The sequence below is a fragment of the Imperialibacter roseus genome (assembly GCF_032999765.1).
GTDB classification, from domain to species: domain Bacteria; phylum Bacteroidota; class Bacteroidia; order Cytophagales; family Cyclobacteriaceae; genus Imperialibacter; species Imperialibacter roseus.
Genome location: NZ_CP136051.1, coordinates 3603519 through 3620851 on the forward strand (window position 1 = coordinate 3603519; position 17333 = coordinate 3620851).

General features: G+C 46.1%; 17 protein-coding genes. 8 read left to right on the forward strand and 9 right to left on the reverse strand.

Features of this window, described 5'->3' with window-relative positions; translation table 11 throughout:
- Positions 1 to 7: 7 nt before the first annotated feature.
- Genes bioA through RT717_RS15025 form a run of 3 tightly spaced genes read right to left on the reverse strand, consistent with a single transcriptional unit; the run spans position 8 to position 3014 of the window.
- Positions 8 to 1279, reverse strand: a complete 1272-nt coding sequence (gene bioA, locus RT717_RS15015; RefSeq protein ID WP_317487199.1) for an adenosylmethionine--8-amino-7-oxononanoate transaminase — start codon at positions 1277 to 1279, stop codon at positions 8 to 10.
- Entirely contained in the window at positions 1276 to 1911 is a 636-nt protein-coding gene (gene bioD, locus RT717_RS15020; RefSeq protein ID WP_317487200.1) for a dethiobiotin synthase, read from the reverse strand. Before bioD ends, bioA begins: the two co-directional genes overlap by 4 nt.
- The gene (locus RT717_RS15025) at positions 1884 to 3014 is read right to left on the reverse strand and encodes an aminotransferase class I/II-fold pyridoxal phosphate-dependent enzyme (protein WP_317487201.1); all 1131 of its coding nucleotides are present in this window, start codon (positions 3012 to 3014) and stop codon (positions 1884 to 1886) included. Before RT717_RS15025 ends, bioD begins: the two co-directional genes overlap by 28 nt.
- 184 nt (positions 3015 to 3198) lie before the next feature.
- Between RT717_RS15025 and RT717_RS15030 the strand changes: the two genes are divergently transcribed.
- Positions 3199 to 3822 carry a porin family protein gene (locus tag RT717_RS15030; protein ID WP_317487202.1) on the forward strand — a complete coding sequence of 208 codons (624 nt, stop codon included), beginning with the start codon at positions 3199 to 3201 and terminating at the stop codon, positions 3820 to 3822.
- A 69-nt stretch (positions 3823 to 3891) separates the two neighbouring features.
- On the opposite strand, the gene RT717_RS15035 is transcribed toward RT717_RS15030, so the two are convergent.
- Positions 3892 to 6156 carry a TonB-dependent receptor gene (locus tag RT717_RS15035; RefSeq protein WP_317487203.1) on the reverse strand — a complete coding sequence of 755 codons (2265 nt, stop codon included), beginning with the start codon at positions 6154 to 6156 and terminating at the stop codon, positions 3892 to 3894.
- Positions 6157 to 6349: 193 nt separating this feature from the next.
- Here RT717_RS15035 and RT717_RS15040 point away from each other — a divergent pair, with 193 nt between their 5' ends.
- Together RT717_RS15040 and gloA2 are read left to right on the forward strand one after the other, a co-directional pair.
- On the forward strand, positions 6350 to 6823 hold the full coding sequence (locus RT717_RS15040; RefSeq protein WP_317487204.1) for a TonB-dependent receptor plug domain-containing protein: 474 nt from the start codon (positions 6350 to 6352) through the stop codon (positions 6821 to 6823).
- 48 nt (positions 6824 to 6871) lie between these two features.
- Complete coding sequence (gene gloA2 / locus RT717_RS15045) at positions 6872 to 7276, forward strand: SMU1112c/YaeR family gloxylase I-like metalloprotein (RefSeq protein WP_317487205.1); 405 nt, start codon at positions 6872 to 6874, stop codon at positions 7274 to 7276.
- On the opposite strand, the gene RT717_RS15050 is transcribed toward gloA2, so the two are convergent.
- The gene (locus RT717_RS15050) at positions 7277 to 8200 is read right to left on the reverse strand and encodes a bestrophin family protein (protein WP_317487206.1); all 924 of its coding nucleotides are present in this window, start codon (positions 8198 to 8200) and stop codon (positions 7277 to 7279) included. It abuts the gene before it with no gap.
- Between the two features lie 353 nt (positions 8201 to 8553).
- The gene (locus tag RT717_RS15055) at positions 8554 to 9384 is read right to left on the reverse strand and encodes a universal stress protein (RefSeq protein ID WP_317487207.1); all 831 of its coding nucleotides are present in this window, start codon (positions 9382 to 9384) and stop codon (positions 8554 to 8556) included.
- Between the two features lie 212 nt (positions 9385 to 9596).
- On the opposite strand from RT717_RS15055, the gene mtaB reads away from it, so the two are divergent.
- The 5 genes from mtaB to RT717_RS15080 all read left to right on the forward strand — a co-directional run bounded on the left by mtaB (position 9597) and on the right by RT717_RS15080 (position 13845).
- Complete coding sequence (gene mtaB, locus RT717_RS15060; protein WP_317487208.1) at positions 9597 to 10916, forward strand: tRNA (N(6)-L-threonylcarbamoyladenosine(37)-C(2))-methylthiotransferase MtaB; 1320 nt, start codon at positions 9597 to 9599, stop codon at positions 10914 to 10916.
- Positions 10917 to 11027: 111 nt separating this feature from the next.
- Positions 11028 to 12284 carry a serpin family protein gene (locus RT717_RS15065; protein WP_317487209.1) on the forward strand — a complete coding sequence of 419 codons (1257 nt, stop codon included), beginning with the start codon at positions 11028 to 11030 and terminating at the stop codon, positions 12282 to 12284.
- Positions 12285 to 12438: 154 nt separating this feature from the next.
- Positions 12439 to 13005, forward strand: a complete 567-nt coding sequence (locus tag RT717_RS15070) for a hypothetical protein (protein WP_317487210.1) — start codon at positions 12439 to 12441, stop codon at positions 13003 to 13005.
- Positions 12998 to 13285: a winged helix-turn-helix domain-containing protein gene (locus RT717_RS15075; protein ID WP_317487211.1), complete on the forward strand. Its 288-nt coding sequence runs from the start codon at positions 12998 to 13000 to the stop codon at positions 13283 to 13285. The genes RT717_RS15070 and RT717_RS15075 overlap by 8 nt, the downstream gene beginning before the upstream one ends.
- Positions 13286 to 13329: 44 nt before the next feature.
- Entirely contained in the window at positions 13330 to 13845 is a 516-nt protein-coding gene (locus RT717_RS15080) for a hypothetical protein (protein ID WP_317487212.1), read from the forward strand.
- 50 nt (positions 13846 to 13895) lie between these two features.
- Here RT717_RS15080 and RT717_RS15085 read toward each other — a convergent pair whose 3' ends face one another.
- From RT717_RS15085 to RT717_RS15095, 3 genes are all read right to left on the reverse strand, one after another.
- Positions 13896 to 14939 carry an ABC transporter permease gene (locus RT717_RS15085; RefSeq protein ID WP_317487213.1) on the reverse strand — a complete coding sequence of 348 codons (1044 nt, stop codon included), beginning with the start codon at positions 14937 to 14939 and terminating at the stop codon, positions 13896 to 13898.
- 4 nt (positions 14940 to 14943) lie between these two features.
- Positions 14944 to 15876, reverse strand: coding sequence for an ABC transporter ATP-binding protein (locus RT717_RS15090; protein WP_317487214.1), 933 nt, complete (start codon positions 15874 to 15876; stop codon positions 14944 to 14946).
- Positions 15877 to 15976: 100 nt separating this feature from the next.
- Complete coding sequence (locus RT717_RS15095; RefSeq protein ID WP_317487215.1) at positions 15977 to 17188, reverse strand: hypothetical protein; 1212 nt, start codon at positions 17186 to 17188, stop codon at positions 15977 to 15979.
- Positions 17189 to 17333 lie beyond the last annotated feature (145 nt).

Consider the following 17333-nt stretch of genomic DNA (forward strand, 5'->3'; position numbering starts at 1 on the left):
AAAGAAACTAAGCACCCAGGAAGTCTTCAATCGCTTCATACACCCTTTGTAACTCTTCCTCCGTTATCACATAAGGCGGCAACACATAAATCACATTCCCCAGCGGCCTGATCAAAATGTTTCTTTCCAGAAAAAAGGGCATCACCTTGGTGCGTATGTCATTGAAATAAGATGTGTCGCCGGTATTGATGTCCAGCGCCAGAATCGTACCGGTAACTCTCACGTCTTTTACCCTCGCATCGCCACCGATCTTCCCGGCAAAAGCCCGATGACTTCTTTCAATCATCTGACGCTGCCGTAGACACGATTCATCGAGCAACAGCTTCATGCTGGCAATGGCAGCGGCACACGCCAAAGGATTGGCGGTAAACGAATGTCCATGAAAGAAGGTCTTTGAAAGGTCCGCCGTTGCAAAAGCCTCCACAATAAAGTCAGCCACAGCGGTAACTCCCAGCGGCAAAAAACCTCCGGTAATCCCTTTCGACATGCACATCAGGTCGGGTTTGTGGGTAGTTTGGTCTGTGGCGAAAATGGTGCCTGTTCGCCCAAAGCCGGTCATTACTTCATCAGCAATACAGATCACTTTATTTCTCCGGGCAATGCTCATCAGCTCATCCAAAATGCCCACAGAATACATATTCATGCCTCCGGCACCCTGCACCAGTGGCTCAAAAATAAAGGCCGCTACTTCGCCGGTGGCAGTAAGTTCATTTAGTCGCTCAAACGCCTGATCCTTATTCTGTTCGGTAGGGAACGGAATAAAATCCACATCAAACAGTAAAGAACCGAATGGGGCGGTAAACCCTCCCCTGTCTCCCACAGCCATGGCCCCAAAAGTGTCGCCATGATAGGCACCTTCTATGGCTATCAATCGCTTCTTAGGGGTTCCCAGGTTGTGCCAGTATTGAAGAGCGAGCTTAATAGCCACTTCCACCGACGTGCTGCCATCATCGGAATAGAAAACCTTAGAAAATTTATCCGGCAATAGGGCCAAAAGGCTTTCCGCTACCCGAATGGCCGGCTCATGCGTAAAGCCTGCAAAAATGACCTGCTCCAACTTCATGGCCTGGTCGGCAATAGCCAGGGCGATGTCTGGTTGCGCATGGCCGTGAATGTTTACCCACCACGATGACACTGCATCAAGGATTTTCCGCCCATCTTCGGTGTAAAGGTAGGCACCCTCCCCTTTCGTAACTACTAATGGTGCAATGCCTCCCTCCAGGGGCGTGAAGGGGTGCCAAATAAGGGATTTGTCTATTTCTTGAAGCAATTTACTCATTTCCAGTTTTCATTCAATTGTGCTGCGTATTTCTTCACCACTTCCTTGTCTATTTTCTCCTCCTCCTTGATATGAAGAAGCACTGGCCATCCTGTTTTTGCCATAATGATTTGCTCACTTTCCGGATTAGAAGGACCATTGAAAATAATTCCCGCTACCGGCACCTTATGCGTCTTAAGATATTCTGCCGACAACAAGGTGTGATTGATGCTTCCCAAATAAAGATTGGCGACAAGGATGACCTCCGCCTTGAATTCTATGATCAAGTCGGAGACGAAATCATAATCATTGAGCGGCACGAGCAAACCGCCCGCCCCTTCAATGATCAGACAATTGTCGGTTTGCGGCAACTTGATCTTCGTCATGCTTATTTCAACGCCATCGGCCTTCGCTGCCGCATGGGGTGAGGCTGGCGTGTTCAGCAGGTATGCCTCCGGGTGAAATTGCGTCTTCTCATTGCTCACCAGCGATTTTACCGTATCAGTGTCCCTGGGCAGTCCGGCCTGTATTGGCTTCCAGTAGTCGGCACGAAGTGCTTCACAAACAATGGCGCTGACCAGCGTCTTCCCGCTATCGGTACCAATTGCCGTCACAAAATACCTGCTTAGAGTGGCTGGCTTAAAATCTGACATAGTGCATTTATTTCTTCTTCTGTGTTATAGGTATGCAAGCAAATTCGCAGCCTCTCCTCTCCCTCTCTCACTGTAGGTGCTAAAATCGGGCGAACATCAAATCCCTTGCTCTGTAAGGCTTTTGCCATGGCTTTTGCCCTTTCATTGCCTTGCGCAACAATAGGTTGAATGGCTGTATTGCTCTGAATTCTCTTCATGTCAGTCTCCTCAGGAAACTGCTTTAAAAACAACGCTATCCTTTGTCTTAGTTCGGCTTGCAGATGCTGGTTTTTCGACAAGTAATTGAATGCCTGCTCAATAGCTACCAGACTATGCAAAGGCATCGCTGTAGTATAAATAAATGGTCGGCCAAAATTCACCAGATAATCGATCAGTTCCTGGCTACCCACTACCGCTGCGCCATGAACACCCATGGCTTTCCCAAACGTGTAAACCCTGGCAAAGAAATCATGTTCCAGGCCTAGAGAGCAAACCAAACCATTGCCTCCTTCTCCAAAAACGCCGGTACCATGCGCTTCATCTATGATCAACCTTGCTTCATATCTTTTACAAAGTGTTGCTATCTCCTTCAAGGGGGCATCGTCTCCATCCATAGAATACACCGATTCTACCACCACAAACTTATTGCCTTCAGCAGCTTTCAGCCTTCGTTCAAGGTCCTCCAGGTCGTTGTGCAGAAAGGCAAAAGTCTGGGCTTTGCTCAACCAGGCACCTTCCTTAAGGCAAACGTGTGAAAGCTGATCGTAGATAATAGTGTCTCCTTTTTGTGCTACCGAAGAAATCAGGCAAAGGTTGGCCTGATAGCCAGACCCAAAAACCAGTGCTGCCTCAGCATTAAAAATGCCAGCCAGTTTTTGTTCCAACGCCATGGCAAAGTCGCTGTTGCCCGAAAGCAGCCTGGAGCCGGTGCCTCCGTGGGCTGGAGCTCCCAACTCGGCCAACCTGTTAGCTATCATTTGCCCAAGCGCTTGTGACCTGGCCAAGCCAAGGTAATCGTTTGAGGTAAAGTTGTGTGGTAACTGGATAGAAGGCAGAGAACGTAGATTGCCTTTGGTCTTACGCTCGTCCAACCTTTGCTGCATTTGAGGGGTGATGCTCTTCATAGCCACCACAAAAGTGGATGCTAAAGGCGGTATGCGCAAGGAATCAGGTAATTTGTTAATGCCATAAACCCACTAAATTGACCTTATCCTCCCGATAAATTAAGTAAGTCTGTTTTTTTTACCCGCTTCTAATAATGCAGTCACTTTTGTCGTTATTTGCATTCAGGACTAAAATTTTACAAAAATGATCAAAAAGACACTTTTCCTACTAGCTATTGTTGCCATGGCGGCGTCTGCCAATGCGCAAGACATTAAGATTGGGCCAAGAATAGGCCTTACATCATCGTCCATAAAGGTTGACAAGGAATCAACCGGCGCATCTTTGGGTGCCCAATTTGAAAGCGGCGATGCCAAAATCGGCTTCCAGGGTGGCGCATTTGCCCGGCTGGGTATAGCAGGCTTTTACTTACAGCCAGAATTGCTGTTTTCTGCAACAGGTGGCGAAATACATGTGAAAGACGTTTCTGCATCTTTGGACGAAACCAGAGAGCTTTCCTTTAAAAAATTGGATGTCCCAATCATGTTTGGAAAGAAGTTTGCCAAAATTGTTCGTGTAAACGTAGGCCCGTCGTTTAGCTACCTGCTAAAAGCCGAATCAAAAGTAGGTGACATTACGACTGACGTGAAAAATAACTACAGCAACGCCACCGTCGGTTTTCAGGCAGGTGCTGGTCTTGATCTTGGTCCACTTATACTTGATGTAAAATATGAGGGCAGCCTCAGCAAACTTGGCGATGCTGTTGGTGGCTACAACACCGACCAGCGTCAAAGCATGTGGGTGGTAGCGTTGGGATTCTCTTTCTTATAAGAAACAGCCCTCTAAACGGAACACAGGGGTGGAATTGACGATGGGTCGATTCCACCCTTTTCTTTTTGCCTATAAACGAATTTTTAATCCTCCATAGTAGTTCCTCGCCGGTGCCGGTTGATAGTTCCGGCCTCCAAATGCATTCAGGTCGTTGCCCCAGCTAAATTTCTGATCCAGCAGGTTATCTACGCCAGCAAACAGTTCCAAGCCCCATTTGCCTGAAGCAAGTTGGTTCTTCCAACCCAGTCGGCAAGTCACATTGCTGTAAGCATCGGCATATACAGTGTTATCGTCCCTCAATGGTATTTTATCGCTCCAGAACCAGCTCAAATTCGAATAGAAGTTGCCCTTAAAAGCAATATCCAATACTGTGGCAATTGTATTTGGCGCCACACCCGTCAGCTTGTTGCCTGAAAAGTCATCGTCACCTTTCTGATAATCTTCAAACCGAAAGTGATACCCCGTGTAGGCTACCTGGAGCTTGGAAGAAGCTACAAACGCCGCTGGGTTCTCGGACAAAATTCCGTTTACTTTCAACTCTATTCCTTTTTGGTTGGTATTACCAGCATTGTCAAACAGCACAACACCGTCCTGATTGGTTCGAGTTACAATTGTTCCTTTGAGCTTGAAATAGAAAGCAGTGGCATCCACAAACCATCTGTCTCCAATAATCGATGCCCGGTAGCCCAGTTCATAATTAATGCCTTTTTCCGCTGTCAGGTTTTTATTGATGCTCCCTTCGTTGGTTCGGACCTCGTCGATCGTCGGTGGCGAAAAACCGTTACTCAAAGAAGCATAAATAGACTGGCGATCGGATAGCTTCTTAAGCGCTGCCAGCCTCGGCACCCAAATAGGGTCAAACGAGTTATTGTAAGTAAATACCGGCCCAACTTTCGACTGATCTCTATCGATATCAAATACCTGGTAGTTTCTGCTTAATCCGCCGGTAACCACCCACTCGCCTGGCAGATCTACATCCAGCTGCGCAAAGGCAAAGTATTGCTTGATCAGCAGGTCGTCGTGAAAACGGAGTGTGTCGGCCTTGCCCATCACATTGCCAAAGTTGTAGGCATTACTCCACCCCTGCTGCCACTCTCCTCCAAACGACAGGTGGGCCTGGGCTTCGCCTGCACTTTTGTGCCAAACAAATTTTGTCCTGCCACCCAGTCCTGAGTTAAACTCCCTTTTATAGTCGAGATTGAATGGGTTCTGGAAATCGACATAGGAGTAAAGCAGGCTCGTTTTATTTTCAAAGTTGTCGGAAATGACAATATCATTCACCACTCCCACATACACCGACTTCTGGTCAATCGACGAGTTCCTGTCGACACTGCCCGGCCTGGCCTGGCGCCTGTCTTCGTTGAGTTGGTCTAGTGTAAGGCCCCCGGGGATGCCGTAGTTGAGGTCGCTGAAAAATGAATGAACAGAAACAGTGTGGTTGGCCGATGGGAACAAATGCGCCGACACCTGAGCCACTTTTCTGTCGGTAAAAGACTGCTCCCGGTACCCGTCCGACTTAAGGGCAACACCTTTTACCTCTATCAGGCTCTTGTCACGGCGAACAGTTCCGGAAAACTGGTGTTTCCACAAGCCGTAGCTGCCAGCCATGCTTTGCCAGGCCAGTCCATTGCCCTTAATGTCTCTCGGGTTAGCACTGCTAAGCAAAAGTGTGCCGCCTGTACCTGCGCCATACACACTTCCGGATGGCCCTTTTAGCACCTCTATTCGCTCTGTATTCGACAGGTCTAATATGTTCAATGGCGTGGTTCCGTTAGCCTCTGTAAAAGGCAAATCGTTCCAGTATACCTTCACATTTCTGACACCGAATGGAGATCTGATCGAGCTACCCCTGATAGAAACCCGGTAGCTTGACGGCGCCCGCTCCTCCATCCGCACACCGGGTAGGGTATTGAGCGAGGGCACAAGGGAGGTTTCGCTGAATTTGGCCAGGTCGGCTGGCTGCAGGTAGGCTATCGGCGCTGCCTGATCGATCAACTCCCGTTCAAAATCAAAGCCTGTTACCTCTACAGCTTGCAGCATCTTTTCCAAAGGCTGCATGTACAGCGTTTGGCCGGACTTACTGATGATCACTTTGGTGGAAATATAACTCACATGTGAAAGCAGTACTTCAACAGGCAATTCTGCTGACAAAGTAACCATTCCATTTTCACCGGCTATTGCCTGCCCGGATTGGAAGCTCACGACTGCTCCTTCTATCGGCCGATTGGTTTCAGCATCTATTACAAAAACACTTTGTTCGACTGCTTGCTGCGCCGGCTGAGCGACAAGCATTGCCCCGGGGAGTAAGAGAAAAGCCAGATACAGATGTTTCACTTTTATCAGTTTCAAATTGATCTACCGTTTTTAAGAGATTTCTGCCAAAAGTAATAACAAGCAGCCCACATTACTCATGAATTTACACGGGTTTGGCTTTTAAGTTGTTAAAAATTGTCTTTGCACGCTCAATGACAGCCAATTTTCGTAATTTCATTGAAAATAGCTTACTATCATTAAACATATCATACCTATGAAAACATTTTTTACTTTCAACCGCTTTATCGCCACATCAATAGCGATCGTGCTTCTCTCGTCTTGTGCTGCCAACAAAAAGGCCTCCACCACAGAAAGTAGTGATGACAGCGATACAATATCTATCAAAATGGACGACTCGTCTGACACTAAAGCCGGCAGTGTCTCGTCGCTGAACAATAACAGCATGCAACTGGTGGACTACCTGCGCAGAATTCCGGGCTTGCAAATTGACCAGCGAGGCAGCACCGTAAATGTGATGGTGAGAGGTATGTCCTCTGTTGGAGGAAACAACAGCCCCTTGTATGTTATCAACAATACAGCCATAGGTAACAGCTATGCCGACGCTGTGAGTGCTGTTGATGTGAATGACATCAAAACTGTGAATGTTATCAAAGGGGCTGAAGGACAACAGATGTATGGCATGCGGGGAGCTAACGGCGTAATTCAGATTTTTACAAAGAAAAAATAAAGCAACGACAAAGTTGACTTATACTTCAGGAGGGTGAATCTTTGCTTTATGCAAAAAGATTCACCTTTCTTTGTTTCCGGAGTTCACCATATTGCCGTTATCTGCTCCGACTATCCGGCCTCGAAGAGATTCTATACCGAAATTCTGGGGTTTGAAACGCTTAGAGAGGTTTACAGAGAAGAGCGGGATTCGTGGAAGCTGGATTTAAAGATTAATGGGCTTTATCAAATAGAGCTTTTCTCTTTTCCCAATACGCCCCCGAGGCCTTCAAGGCCGGAGGCTTGCGGTTTAAGGCATCTGGCTCTCAAGGTCAGCGATATCGAGTCTGCGAAAAGTCACCTGGAGTCCAAAGGCGTTCTTTGCGAAGATCTTCGGGTTGATCCACACACCGGCAAAAGGTTTACGTTTTTCAGTGATCCGGATGATCTTCCTATTGAGTTCTACGAAGACTGATCAATGTATTTTCTCGTATAATTCCCTTTTTGCTTCTTCCTGCACAGGGCGTTCGTCCATCAAAATTTCGAAAACATTGTTCTTGATGTTGTGGGCTATGTCACCGGTGGGCAGGTCGTTGCAATCGACACCAAAAGGCTCCTCCACCTCTTCGGCCATCAGCTCAAGACCAAGCAATGCAAAGAAAATCACCATCACAAGTCCTATTGTATGATAGCCAAAGTCGGCAATCATCCCAAAAGGAAGCATGATGCCGTAAACCGTGATAAATAACTTGATATGCACGGCATAGGAAAATGGAATGGGTGTTTTTCGTATCCTTTCGCAGGCACCCAATATGTCAAGCAACGAGTTGTGGTGGATTTTCATATTGATGGCATCGGCCTCCGATAAAACACCAGCCTTCTGAAGCGCTGTCATTTTTTTGTAAAGCCACAAAGAAATGTGGTTGGGCTTGTGCTTTTTTGGGGTAAGCTCCGAAATCTCTTCATCAGACAACAGCAGCAAAGCGTCTGTTTTGACGCCGTCACGCAGATGATCCCTGAGTGCTATGCAAAAGTTTGCGATATGCTTTGCAAAGAATCTCCGGGTGTCTTTGTCATTGGCTGGCAGCAGGCTTTCCACCATGATGGCATAGTTGCGGCAGTTGTTCACCAGCGCACCCCACTGCTTGCGCCCCTCCCACCACCTGTCGTAGGCGGTGTTTGTTCGAAACACAAGGAGTATGCTTAAAATGACACCCAGAAGAGAGTAGATGCCCGAATGCAAGTTTGATTCCAGACCGTAAAACTCATACACAAAACACACCAGACCAGTATAGGATCCTATCAGCAACACACCAAAAATGATTTTTTTCATTGTATAACTTCTGGTGAAGTTGACCATATCCTTTACCCAGAAGCGGTTAGATTCATATACTATCATAGCACGTCGGGTTTGACTAAGTAAAACGACCTGTCAGCAAGCCTTCTTCCAAATTTGGGCTGCTGGCCTTGAGAAGTACGAAGAAAAAACTCAGGGTCTTTTCTTGTCTCACCTTTGTAATACAATTCGTTTCCTTCAAGCAAGCGTTGAATTGATGGTTTCATTAATTGATTTTCAGTTTACAATTACTGATTCAAACTAAGCAGAAACACCTTTGATTCAAATAAGTAGTGGAGTAAACAATTTTTCTTGTGTCCAATGAAGCCAAGCCGATTTTTATGAAACATAAAAAAAGCCAGTCCTTCCAAATATCTGCATATGGAAGAGCTGGCCATTCAAAGAAACCAGCCAGACTACTTTATATTCATACTCAACACCGGAAAATTGGAATGATAAACGAGCGTTTCGGTAACACCCAACAGATAATGCGGAATATGCCTGTTGCCGTGGGTCACCAGCGAAATCATGTCCGGCTTAGAAGCAAGGCTGTAGTTGAGAATTCCTCTGTCGGGCAACTGATGATTGTAAACGGCCTTACTGAATTTCACCCCGGGATACTTCGCTATAAATTTGTCCATTATCTGATTGATAGTGTCGTCATTCTTGAAGTCTGTCGGCGTGTTGATAAAGACCATTTCGATTTTTGCCTTCACCGCTTTGGCCACGTCCAAAATCTTCTCAAAGGAAGCATTGACGTTTTCCGCAAAATCTGAGGCAAACAGTATTTTTTTGAAAGTCTTCCCTTTGAAATTTTTCTTGATCGTGAGCACAGGGCATTGTGCCATTCTCATTGTCTTTTGTGCGTTGGAGCCAATAAACAACTCCTTCGGTTCGTCTGGCCCATGAGCTCCCATCACCACAAGGTCTGCTTTCACTTTCTTGTTCGCAAAGTGAACAATTTGCTCATAGATGTTTCCGGCGACAAGGTGAGTGTGAATCTTCAGTCCTTTGAGTAACGGCTTCCACGACTCTTTCTCCAGTTGACTTTCTGCTTTTTCTATATTTGCCAGCGTTTCAGGATACGACGCCCTTTTCTCTATTGGCAAATGCGCCCAGTCGATGTTGGTTCTTACTGAGTGAAGTAAATGTATCTCTGCTTTGGCCTGCCGGGCTATGAGTGCGGCCACCCTCAATGCATTGTTTGCGCTAGGTGAAAAATCGGTTGGAATGAGTATGTTTTTCATGACTAAATTGTTTATGCGTGAGAATTGGTACTTTGTCAAGCTAACCAATCATATAGTCTTCACTAAAAACTTTAATCACCTCAATTTCTGATTCTTATCACCTTGCAAACAGCAGCCTTCTTCGCACGATAACACAAATGCAGGCAGGTCTGGCTATTATCTTTCAGGTGTCCATAAGGATTTCGATCTAATCTCCTTACCTTTGCATTCCAATGAAAAAGGTGGCATTCTATACCTTAGGCTGTAAGCTCAACTATTCCGAGACCTCAACGATCGCACGGATGTTCGAAAACCGTGGCTATCAGAAGGTAGATTTTTCTGATTCTCCAGATATTTTTGTCATTAATACCTGCTCGGTGACGGAAAACGCCGACAAGAAATGTCGCAAAGTGGTGCAGGAGGCCAAGAAGATTTCTCCGGATTCGTACGTAACCATCGTTGGTTGCTATGCACAGCTGAAGCCGGTGGAAATATCGGAAATTCCCGGGGTGGATGCTGTATTGGGTGCTGCCGAAAAATTCCAGCTGATCGACTACCTCGATGGGTTCCAAAAGAAGGAGAAGCCTCAGGTGTTCGCTTCTGAAATCAAAGAAGCAAAGCGTTTCAATCACTCTTATTCATACGGCGACCGCACCCGCACTTTCCTCAAAGTGCAGGACGGCTGCAACTACGGCTGCGCCTTTTGCACCATTCCGCTGGCCCGTGGCAAAAGCCGCAGCGACAGTATACAGAACATAGTAGTGGCAGCACAGGAAATAGCTGCTACCGACGTAAAGGAGGTGGTGCTCACCGGTGTTAATATTGGTGACTTTGGCATTCAGGATGGACGCAGGGTGGAGAAGTTTCTGGATCTAGTTAAAGCATTGGATGAGGTGGACGGTATTGATCGTTTCCGCATTTCCTCCATAGAGCCCAATTTGCTTACCAAAGACATCATCAGCTTTGTCGCAAAATCCAAAAGATTTGTGCCCCACTTCCATATCCCTCTTCAGTCGGGCTCCAACAAGATTTTGCAGCGCATGAACCGCCGCTACCTTCGGGAGCTTTATGCTGAACGGGTAGCTACCATCAAAAAACTAATGCCTCATTGCTGCATCGGGGTAGATGTCATCGTGGGCTTCCCTGGTGAAACGGAAGAAGACTTTCTTGAAACGTATCAGTTCCTGAATGAGCTGGACATCTCCTACCTGCACGTGTTCACCTATTCCGAAAGAGCCAACACCGATGCCATTGAAATGGATGGCGTGGTGCCCATGAAGGACCGTAACAAACGCTCCAAAATGCTCCGCTCCCTTTCTGAAAAGAAGCGCCGTAACTTCTACGAAGAAAACCTGGGGGGACAGTTCACCGTGCTGTTTGAGGAAGACATTGAAGAAGGCATGATGCATGGCTTCACCGAAAATTACATCCGGGTGGCTGCCAAATACGACCCCATTCTGATCAACGAGACCAAAAAAGTGGAGTTGCGTGAAATCAACGACCGTGGTGTTGTGGAAGTAACAGAAGCTGAAGAAGAGATACTGGTTCATTAACCTTTCTTCGATACGGTTCTGCCTGCACCAATTTTTTTTCTCTTCAATTCTACATCACCAACCATTATTCCCGGGGAGGGGTCTTATAGTCCAAAGCTTAATCCCCTTGTTATGAAACACCTACTGGCCAATATCAACAGGCTTACCTGGGTGAGCCTGTTTGTTACCACTTTCATCAGCGGCTGTTCAACCGAAGAACCCGTTAGCAATATTCCTAACCTTCGAACGCTGTCGGTGCCGGAAGAACAAGTGGCATCGGCATCGAACAATTTTTCGTTCGATGTTTTTTACCAAATCAACAAGCAACATCAGAGCGCCAATATCTTCATCTCCCCTTTTAGCATCAGCGCTGCTCTTTCTATGACTGCCAACGGTGCGGAAGGCGACACAAAATCAGCCATCAAGCAAGTGATTGGCAATGCTGACGTGGCCGATGATGACATGAACGAGGCTTACAAAGGCTTGCAGGATTTTCTGCTCGATGTAGACAAAAAAGTGGCTCTCGAAATAGCCAACAGCAACTGGTATACAAAGGAATACACCATCAAGAGTGCTTTTAAGGAGATTTTGCTCAACTATTACAACGCCGAAGTAAAATCTGCCGATTTCAGAGCACCGACCACAGTAGGCGACATCAACGGTTGGATTGAAGACAAAACCAACGGCAAGATTCGGGATATGCTGGATCGCATCCCGGACGACGCCGTGATGTACCTCATCAATGCCATTTATTTCAAAGCCGACTGGCAGTATAAGTTCGATGACTCAAAAACTACGAAGGCAACATTCTACGCACCTACCGGTGAAACCGAGGTCGACATGATGTTTTCGAAAGGAGCCAGGATTAACTATCGCTACGGTGAAGATTTCACCATGGTAGATATCCCTTACGGCAATGGACAGTACAGCATGACCATTTTTATGCAGGCCGGAAGCAGAAGTATCAACCAAATAATTGAAACATTTGACGGCGCAACGTTTGCCGACTACCTCGACAAGGCAGACACCATCACAGCAGAGCTCTACCTGCCCAGGTTTAAACTACAATTCAAAGAGGAGCTTAAAGAGACACTCTCCGACATGGGCATGGGTATCGCTTTTTCCGACAAGGCCGACTTTTCCAATCTGTTTGATGAGAAACTGGCTCTGGTTATCAGCCGTGTGCTGCATCAATCATTCATAGAGGTAAATGAAAAAGGCTCGGAAGCAGCGGCAGCCACCATCGTTGAAATGGTGGAATTGTCGTCAAACTCCACCCCTCACCCGAGAATCTTTCGAGTCGACCGGCCTTTTGCTTTTTTTATCAGAGAAAAGCACAGCAACGTGATCCTTTTTGCTGGCAAAATGTTGTCTCCAACCAATAATTAGCGCTCACCTCCGCCTGTTCTCCAACGAGGCCAGCGAGCCAAAAATCAAGATACCATACTAACGCTATGCGAGTAATTCAATATTTTTTTAATAAATTAGTTTATAATATAAACTAATTTATTATACATTCGTATAAGCATAGAAAACCACTTATATGAAAGAAGAACTCACACATCAGGAAAGCCTGGATTTGATCACCGAGATGATCAAACAGGCGAAAAGGAATGTAGCGAAAGGAGGAAGTAAGCAAATACTTCTGTGGGGCTGGACTATTGCCCTTGCCAATTTTGGACATTACTTTTTGGCTATGGCGGGTATTCCATCCCCCTACATAATTTGGCTCATTACCATTCCAGCGGCCGTTACCTCGGCGGTCATAGGCACGAAGATGAGGCAACGTGGAGCTACTGGCCATATAGACAGCGTGTATGCCAAAGTATGGATAGCAGCGGGCGTTAGCATTGTCATCTGCTTGTCAATGATGCACAAGATCAACTTTAACCACAATGCTGTGATTCTCCTCATCGCAGGAATGGGGATGTTCATCACGGGTAGCTTGTTAAGATTCACACCAATTTTACTTGGAAGCTTTGTGTTATGGCTAGCGGCATTAATTTCGTTTAATTTGCCTGAAATTCAGCAGTACATCGTGGCAGGCAGCGCCATCATTTTAGGTTACCTGATCCCCGGATACTTACTTAAAAGAGCCGAACGTGGATAATTTTGAGCCATTAGATCCCCTATTGCATTCGCAATTGCGTTTGGCGGTGATGTCGCTGCTGATAAGCCTGGAGGACGCCGAATTTACCTTCATCAAGGAAAAAACACAGGCAACTGCCGGCAACCTCAGTGTGCAGCTCGACAAGTTGGATCAGGCCGGATACATCAGCATCTCCAAGTCGTTCAAAGGCAAAAGACCATTAACAACTTGCAAGATTACCACAACAGGTATTAAGGCATTTGAAGCCTATGTTCTTGCCCTGAAAAAGTATCTACCATAATTTTTTTTATCAATTTAGTTTATAAAATAAACTTATTTATAACCATGCAAACTATCACTCATTTAATACTCGTCATATTACTCGTTCCCGTCATAGGTTGGGCGCAGGCGCCTGAAACTGATGCTTTAGCTAAAGCCGAGGTTACGAAGCTTGGCTTCATCACCGGACGCTGGGAAGGGAAAGGATGGATGTACGGACAAGACAGGGTCAGGCGGGAGTTTGATCAGGTGGAAGACATCAAATTCAAACTCGACAGTACAGCCATACTGATTGAAGGAAAAGGTTCTTCCGACGGAAAAAACGTTCACAATGCCATGGCAATTATTACATTCAACAAGAGTGATAACAACTACTCCTTTTACTCCTACCTTTCCACAGGACAAAAGGGTGAGTTCAAAGGCGAATTAATCGGAGAGGAATTTTACTGGTACCCCGCTGAAAATATGAGATACATTATCTCCATTAACGGCAAGGGCCAGTGGTATGAGAAGGGGGAGATCAATATGGGCACATCATGGTTTCAGTTTTTTGAAATGACTTTGGACAAGGTTGGAGATTGATACCCCAGCCCCCCCCAATGGAGGTAGCCTGACTTAAGAAGTCGGGCTACCTAATACCACTTGAACACTTTCATGCCGACTGACATGCACACCAGCCCAAGCCCTGCGAGCACTCCGACAGGCAACACGATCTGGCTCCACCCAGCCCCTTCAATAAAGATGGCCCGGGCTGTGTCGGCAAAAATGGTCAGCGGAAACAGCCTGATAATGCTCACTGCCCATTCAGGAAAGCCGTGGTAGCTAAAAAAGATACCGGATAGAATCATCATTGGCATTACTACAGCATTCAAAATGCCATTACCGACATAGGTGTTGTTTGTTCTTGAAGCCGTAAGAATAGCTATACCAGCAAAGGCGATGGTGCCCGACAGAAACAAAACGACAAGTGCTGAAAAGCTCCCCTCAAGGTGTATATCAAAAAACAACCATGAGAAGCCTATAAGAAGCGCAGCTTCTATGGCGCTCATCATGGTGCGTGCAATCAACAGCGCCGCCATAAAGTGTGTCTTTCGCATCGGAGTAGCCACCATTCTGCGTAGCAGCATCTTGGATCTTTTCTCAATCAGTCCATAACTGATCCCCCACATGCACGACATCATCACACCCATGGCCATTAGTCCGGGCACCAGAAAGTCGATGTACCTGCTTCCTATTTCCTTTAAAGGCACCACATCCTCTCCACTTGACAGTGTTTCGTTTCCGTTGAGCACTGCGGTGAGATTGATGTAGGCCAACTGCGCTTCGGGGTTCAGTGGATCAAAATGATACTGATACTTGTCCCCTTCCTTCTTCACGATCAGATCAACTGTTCCTCTTTTTAGTAGCACCAACCCTTCATCAAACCCTACATTCAGGAACTCATAATTGGTAAAGCCCGTGGTTTCGTTGCCCACTTTCTTCGTCCAGCTCTTTTCTTCGGTTTCCTCATTCCCAACAAAGGCGATCTTTTGATTCCGTTCTCCTTTTTGAGTGAATGCGAGACCAAGTCCGCCTGCCATCAACACTGGGAAAAAGACAGCCCAAAACACAGCTCCCGGCTGCCGAAGAAATTCTCTGAAGTTGGTCAGTATCAAAAGTATAATCGGATGCTTCATCTCTTTATTGATTAATATGGCGGCCAGTCATCGAAGTGAATAAATCGTCGAGTGTCAATTTCCGGCATTCCAGCGAATCGATTCTGATCTTCTCTTTTTGCACGTAAAGCAGAAAGTCTGGCAAGAACTCCACTATGTCGGTAACCAAAAGCTCGCCACTGAGCGTTTCCTTCTCAAAAGTGTAGTTTAAAATGGCCTGCTGTCCCGGCAACGCTTCTTTTTCCAGCGGCCTGTCAATGCTAAAGTCAATAATTTCCCCTTTCACGTGCTTTGAGAGCAGCTGCTTCAAAGTGCCTTCAGCCAATATACTCCCCTGGTCCATGATCACAATTCTATCGCACAAATAGGCTGCTTCCTCCATGTAGTGCGTGGTGAGGATCAGCGTAGTGCCCTTTCTTTTTCTGAGGTTCAAAAGGATGTCCCAAAGTTCTCTTCTGGCATTCGGATCAAGGCCAGTGGTGGGTTCATCCAGGAGTAAAATCTCCGGTTCATTTAATAGCGAGATGCCCAATGCCATTCTCTGCCGTTGGCCTCCCGAGAGTTTGTCTGTGAAAGCCTTCTGCTTTTCAGTCAGATTCACTAGTTCAAGCACCCTCTCTACTCTTTCGCTGCCCAAGCCGTAAAAGCTGGCAAAAAGCTCAAGTGTTTCTCGTACCCGAAGTTTCTCGATAAAGCGGGTTTCCTGAAGGGAAAGCCCAATGATTTGATGCAATTTCCTGGCATTTTCGGCCCAGGTCATACCCTTGAGTTTGATTTCTCCCGAGTCGGGCTTTTGAATGCCTTCGATCATCTCAACCAGGGTTGTTTTTCCAGCACCATTTGGGCCAAGCAAGGCCACAAATTCCCCCTTGTAAATGGTGAGGTCTATGCCGTTGACAGCTTTCACATCTTTGAAGTGCTTGATGACTCCAGCGACTTCAATCTGAACTTCCTTCATACCACGAAAAATAAATAAGGATTGCAGTAGGCAATTTATGAAGACTTTCTGAAGACCACACAAAAAAATGGACGACGATCCACTCTATCCCCGGAAAGAACTAATGGGTCGAAAAAACCAAGTATTCATACTTACCGAATCCTTGACGATCAAGTGCTTCGGCGAGAAAATCGACGTAAGTTCGACCGTCAAGCCTCTTTGTGCAGCTGAGTTCATAGATGGAAAAATCGTCAATCTCCAATCCAGATTCTTTCTCGTAGACAATATTGGCAACAACTGGTATTCTAACGTTAGCTCCTGCATCGCCATAAACAGTCCAGGACATGCCAGCTTGTCCGTCGGCAGAAGAGTAGAGCCATTGAGCACTCTTATAGGTGTAATCGAAAGAGGCGTCGAAACTGAATCCCTTAGTCGTCCGGTCAACTATAGAAAGGGTAAATGATGGAAATTCCACATCGAGCGCAGGTTCCCCATGCTTATGGTAGGTGATATGGGAAGGGCCATAAAATTCATTGAACTTGGTAGAGTAGGAATCATACCCTTGTATGTAGCCCAGCGAAGTTTCGGTACTGTACAAAAATGAATCGTAGGCATCACTCAGGAGATAACCTCTCCCGTCATTAAAGTACCCGATCGTTCTGCCATCCTCGTGAAACTCAGCAGGAATCTCTATTATTTGATCATACTCCTGAAATGAATCAAAATCAATCACAAGATTTTCATTCGGTAACATCGCCGCCACCTTCAAATAAACTCTCTGGCCACCTCTAAATCCCGTCATCAGTAGCTCTTGTGGGTCTTTATACATATTAATAGTGGCCAAAAGCCCTGATTCAGTAACAGAGCGGTCGTTAAGCGGCGACCCTGAAGTACCAGGAGAAAACTTAATTGACTCATCGGGAGGCATTGACTCATGATAGTTAACTATTTCAATGGTGGCAGTACCGATAACCTCCGGTGCTTCATATTCATCCTGGGCTGCAATTGTTAGGGTTAGACCAGGGTTAATCCCAAGATAGGTAACTGCTGAAGCGACTCCCGAGCCACTTGAACCAGGTATGAAAACCGTCACATCAATCGCTTCAAGGGTTACGGGCCCCTTCAGTTCAAACACTTCACCATTTTTGCATTTGTGACTATCCAACACTTTTCCTGAAGGTTCTGAAATATACACCCACTGTTCCTGCCCTTCATTTATCGCATTTTCCTCTACCATTATAGTAAGCAAGGACAACCCTTCAGATTCTTTTTCACAAGAAAAACATAAAATACCAAGAGCAGAAACAATACAAAGTGATAACTTCCTTGTCATGGAGTTGAATTGTGGTAGAATTCAATTTAATAAAATATCTCCTCTCATAAAATACTTTGCCTTCGAAACTACCCTTAGTGCATACACTACCTCACCAAATGCGACTGCCACTACATGCCAGATCATCACAACGATGAATGGGAGA

What these genes read in the sequence shown, in the direction of transcription:
- bioA (WP_317487199.1), bottom strand. Translation starts at nt 1,279, where the DNA reads ATGAGTAAATTGCTTCAAGAAATAGACAAATCCCTTATTTGGCACCCC.
- bioD (WP_317487200.1), bottom strand. Translation starts at nt 1,911, where the DNA reads ATGTCAGATTTTAAGCCAGCCACTCTAAGCAGGTATTTTGTGACGGCA.
- RT717_RS15025 (WP_317487201.1), bottom strand. Translation starts at nt 3,014, where the DNA reads ATGAAGAGCATCACCCCTCAAATGCAGCAAAGGTTGGACGAGCGTAAG.
- RT717_RS15030 (WP_317487202.1), top strand. Translation starts at nt 3,199, where the DNA reads ATGATCAAAAAGACACTTTTCCTACTAGCTATTGTTGCCATGGCGGCG.
- RT717_RS15040 (WP_317487204.1), top strand. Translation starts at nt 6,350, where the DNA reads ATGAAAACATTTTTTACTTTCAACCGCTTTATCGCCACATCAATAGCG.
- gloA2 (WP_317487205.1), top strand. Translation starts at nt 6,872, where the DNA reads ATGCAAAAAGATTCACCTTTCTTTGTTTCCGGAGTTCACCATATTGCC.
- RT717_RS15050 (WP_317487206.1), bottom strand. Translation starts at nt 8,200, where the DNA reads ATGATAGTATATGAATCTAACCGCTTCTGGGTAAAGGATATGGTCAAC.
- RT717_RS15055 (WP_317487207.1), bottom strand. Translation starts at nt 9,384, where the DNA reads ATGAAAAACATACTCATTCCAACCGATTTTTCACCTAGCGCAAACAAT.
- mtaB (WP_317487208.1), top strand. Translation starts at nt 9,597, where the DNA reads ATGAAAAAGGTGGCATTCTATACCTTAGGCTGTAAGCTCAACTATTCC.
- RT717_RS15065 (WP_317487209.1), top strand. Translation starts at nt 11,028, where the DNA reads ATGAAACACCTACTGGCCAATATCAACAGGCTTACCTGGGTGAGCCTG.
- RT717_RS15070 (WP_317487210.1), top strand. Translation starts at nt 12,439, where the DNA reads ATGAAAGAAGAACTCACACATCAGGAAAGCCTGGATTTGATCACCGAG.
- RT717_RS15080 (WP_317487212.1), top strand. Translation starts at nt 13,330, where the DNA reads ATGCAAACTATCACTCATTTAATACTCGTCATATTACTCGTTCCCGTC.
- RT717_RS15085 (WP_317487213.1), bottom strand. Translation starts at nt 14,939, where the DNA reads ATGAAGCATCCGATTATACTTTTGATACTGACCAACTTCAGAGAATTT.
- RT717_RS15090 (WP_317487214.1), bottom strand. Translation starts at nt 15,876, where the DNA reads ATGAAGGAAGTTCAGATTGAAGTCGCTGGAGTCATCAAGCACTTCAAA.
- RT717_RS15095 (WP_317487215.1), bottom strand. Translation starts at nt 17,188, where the DNA reads ATGACAAGGAAGTTATCACTTTGTATTGTTTCTGCTCTTGGTATTTTA.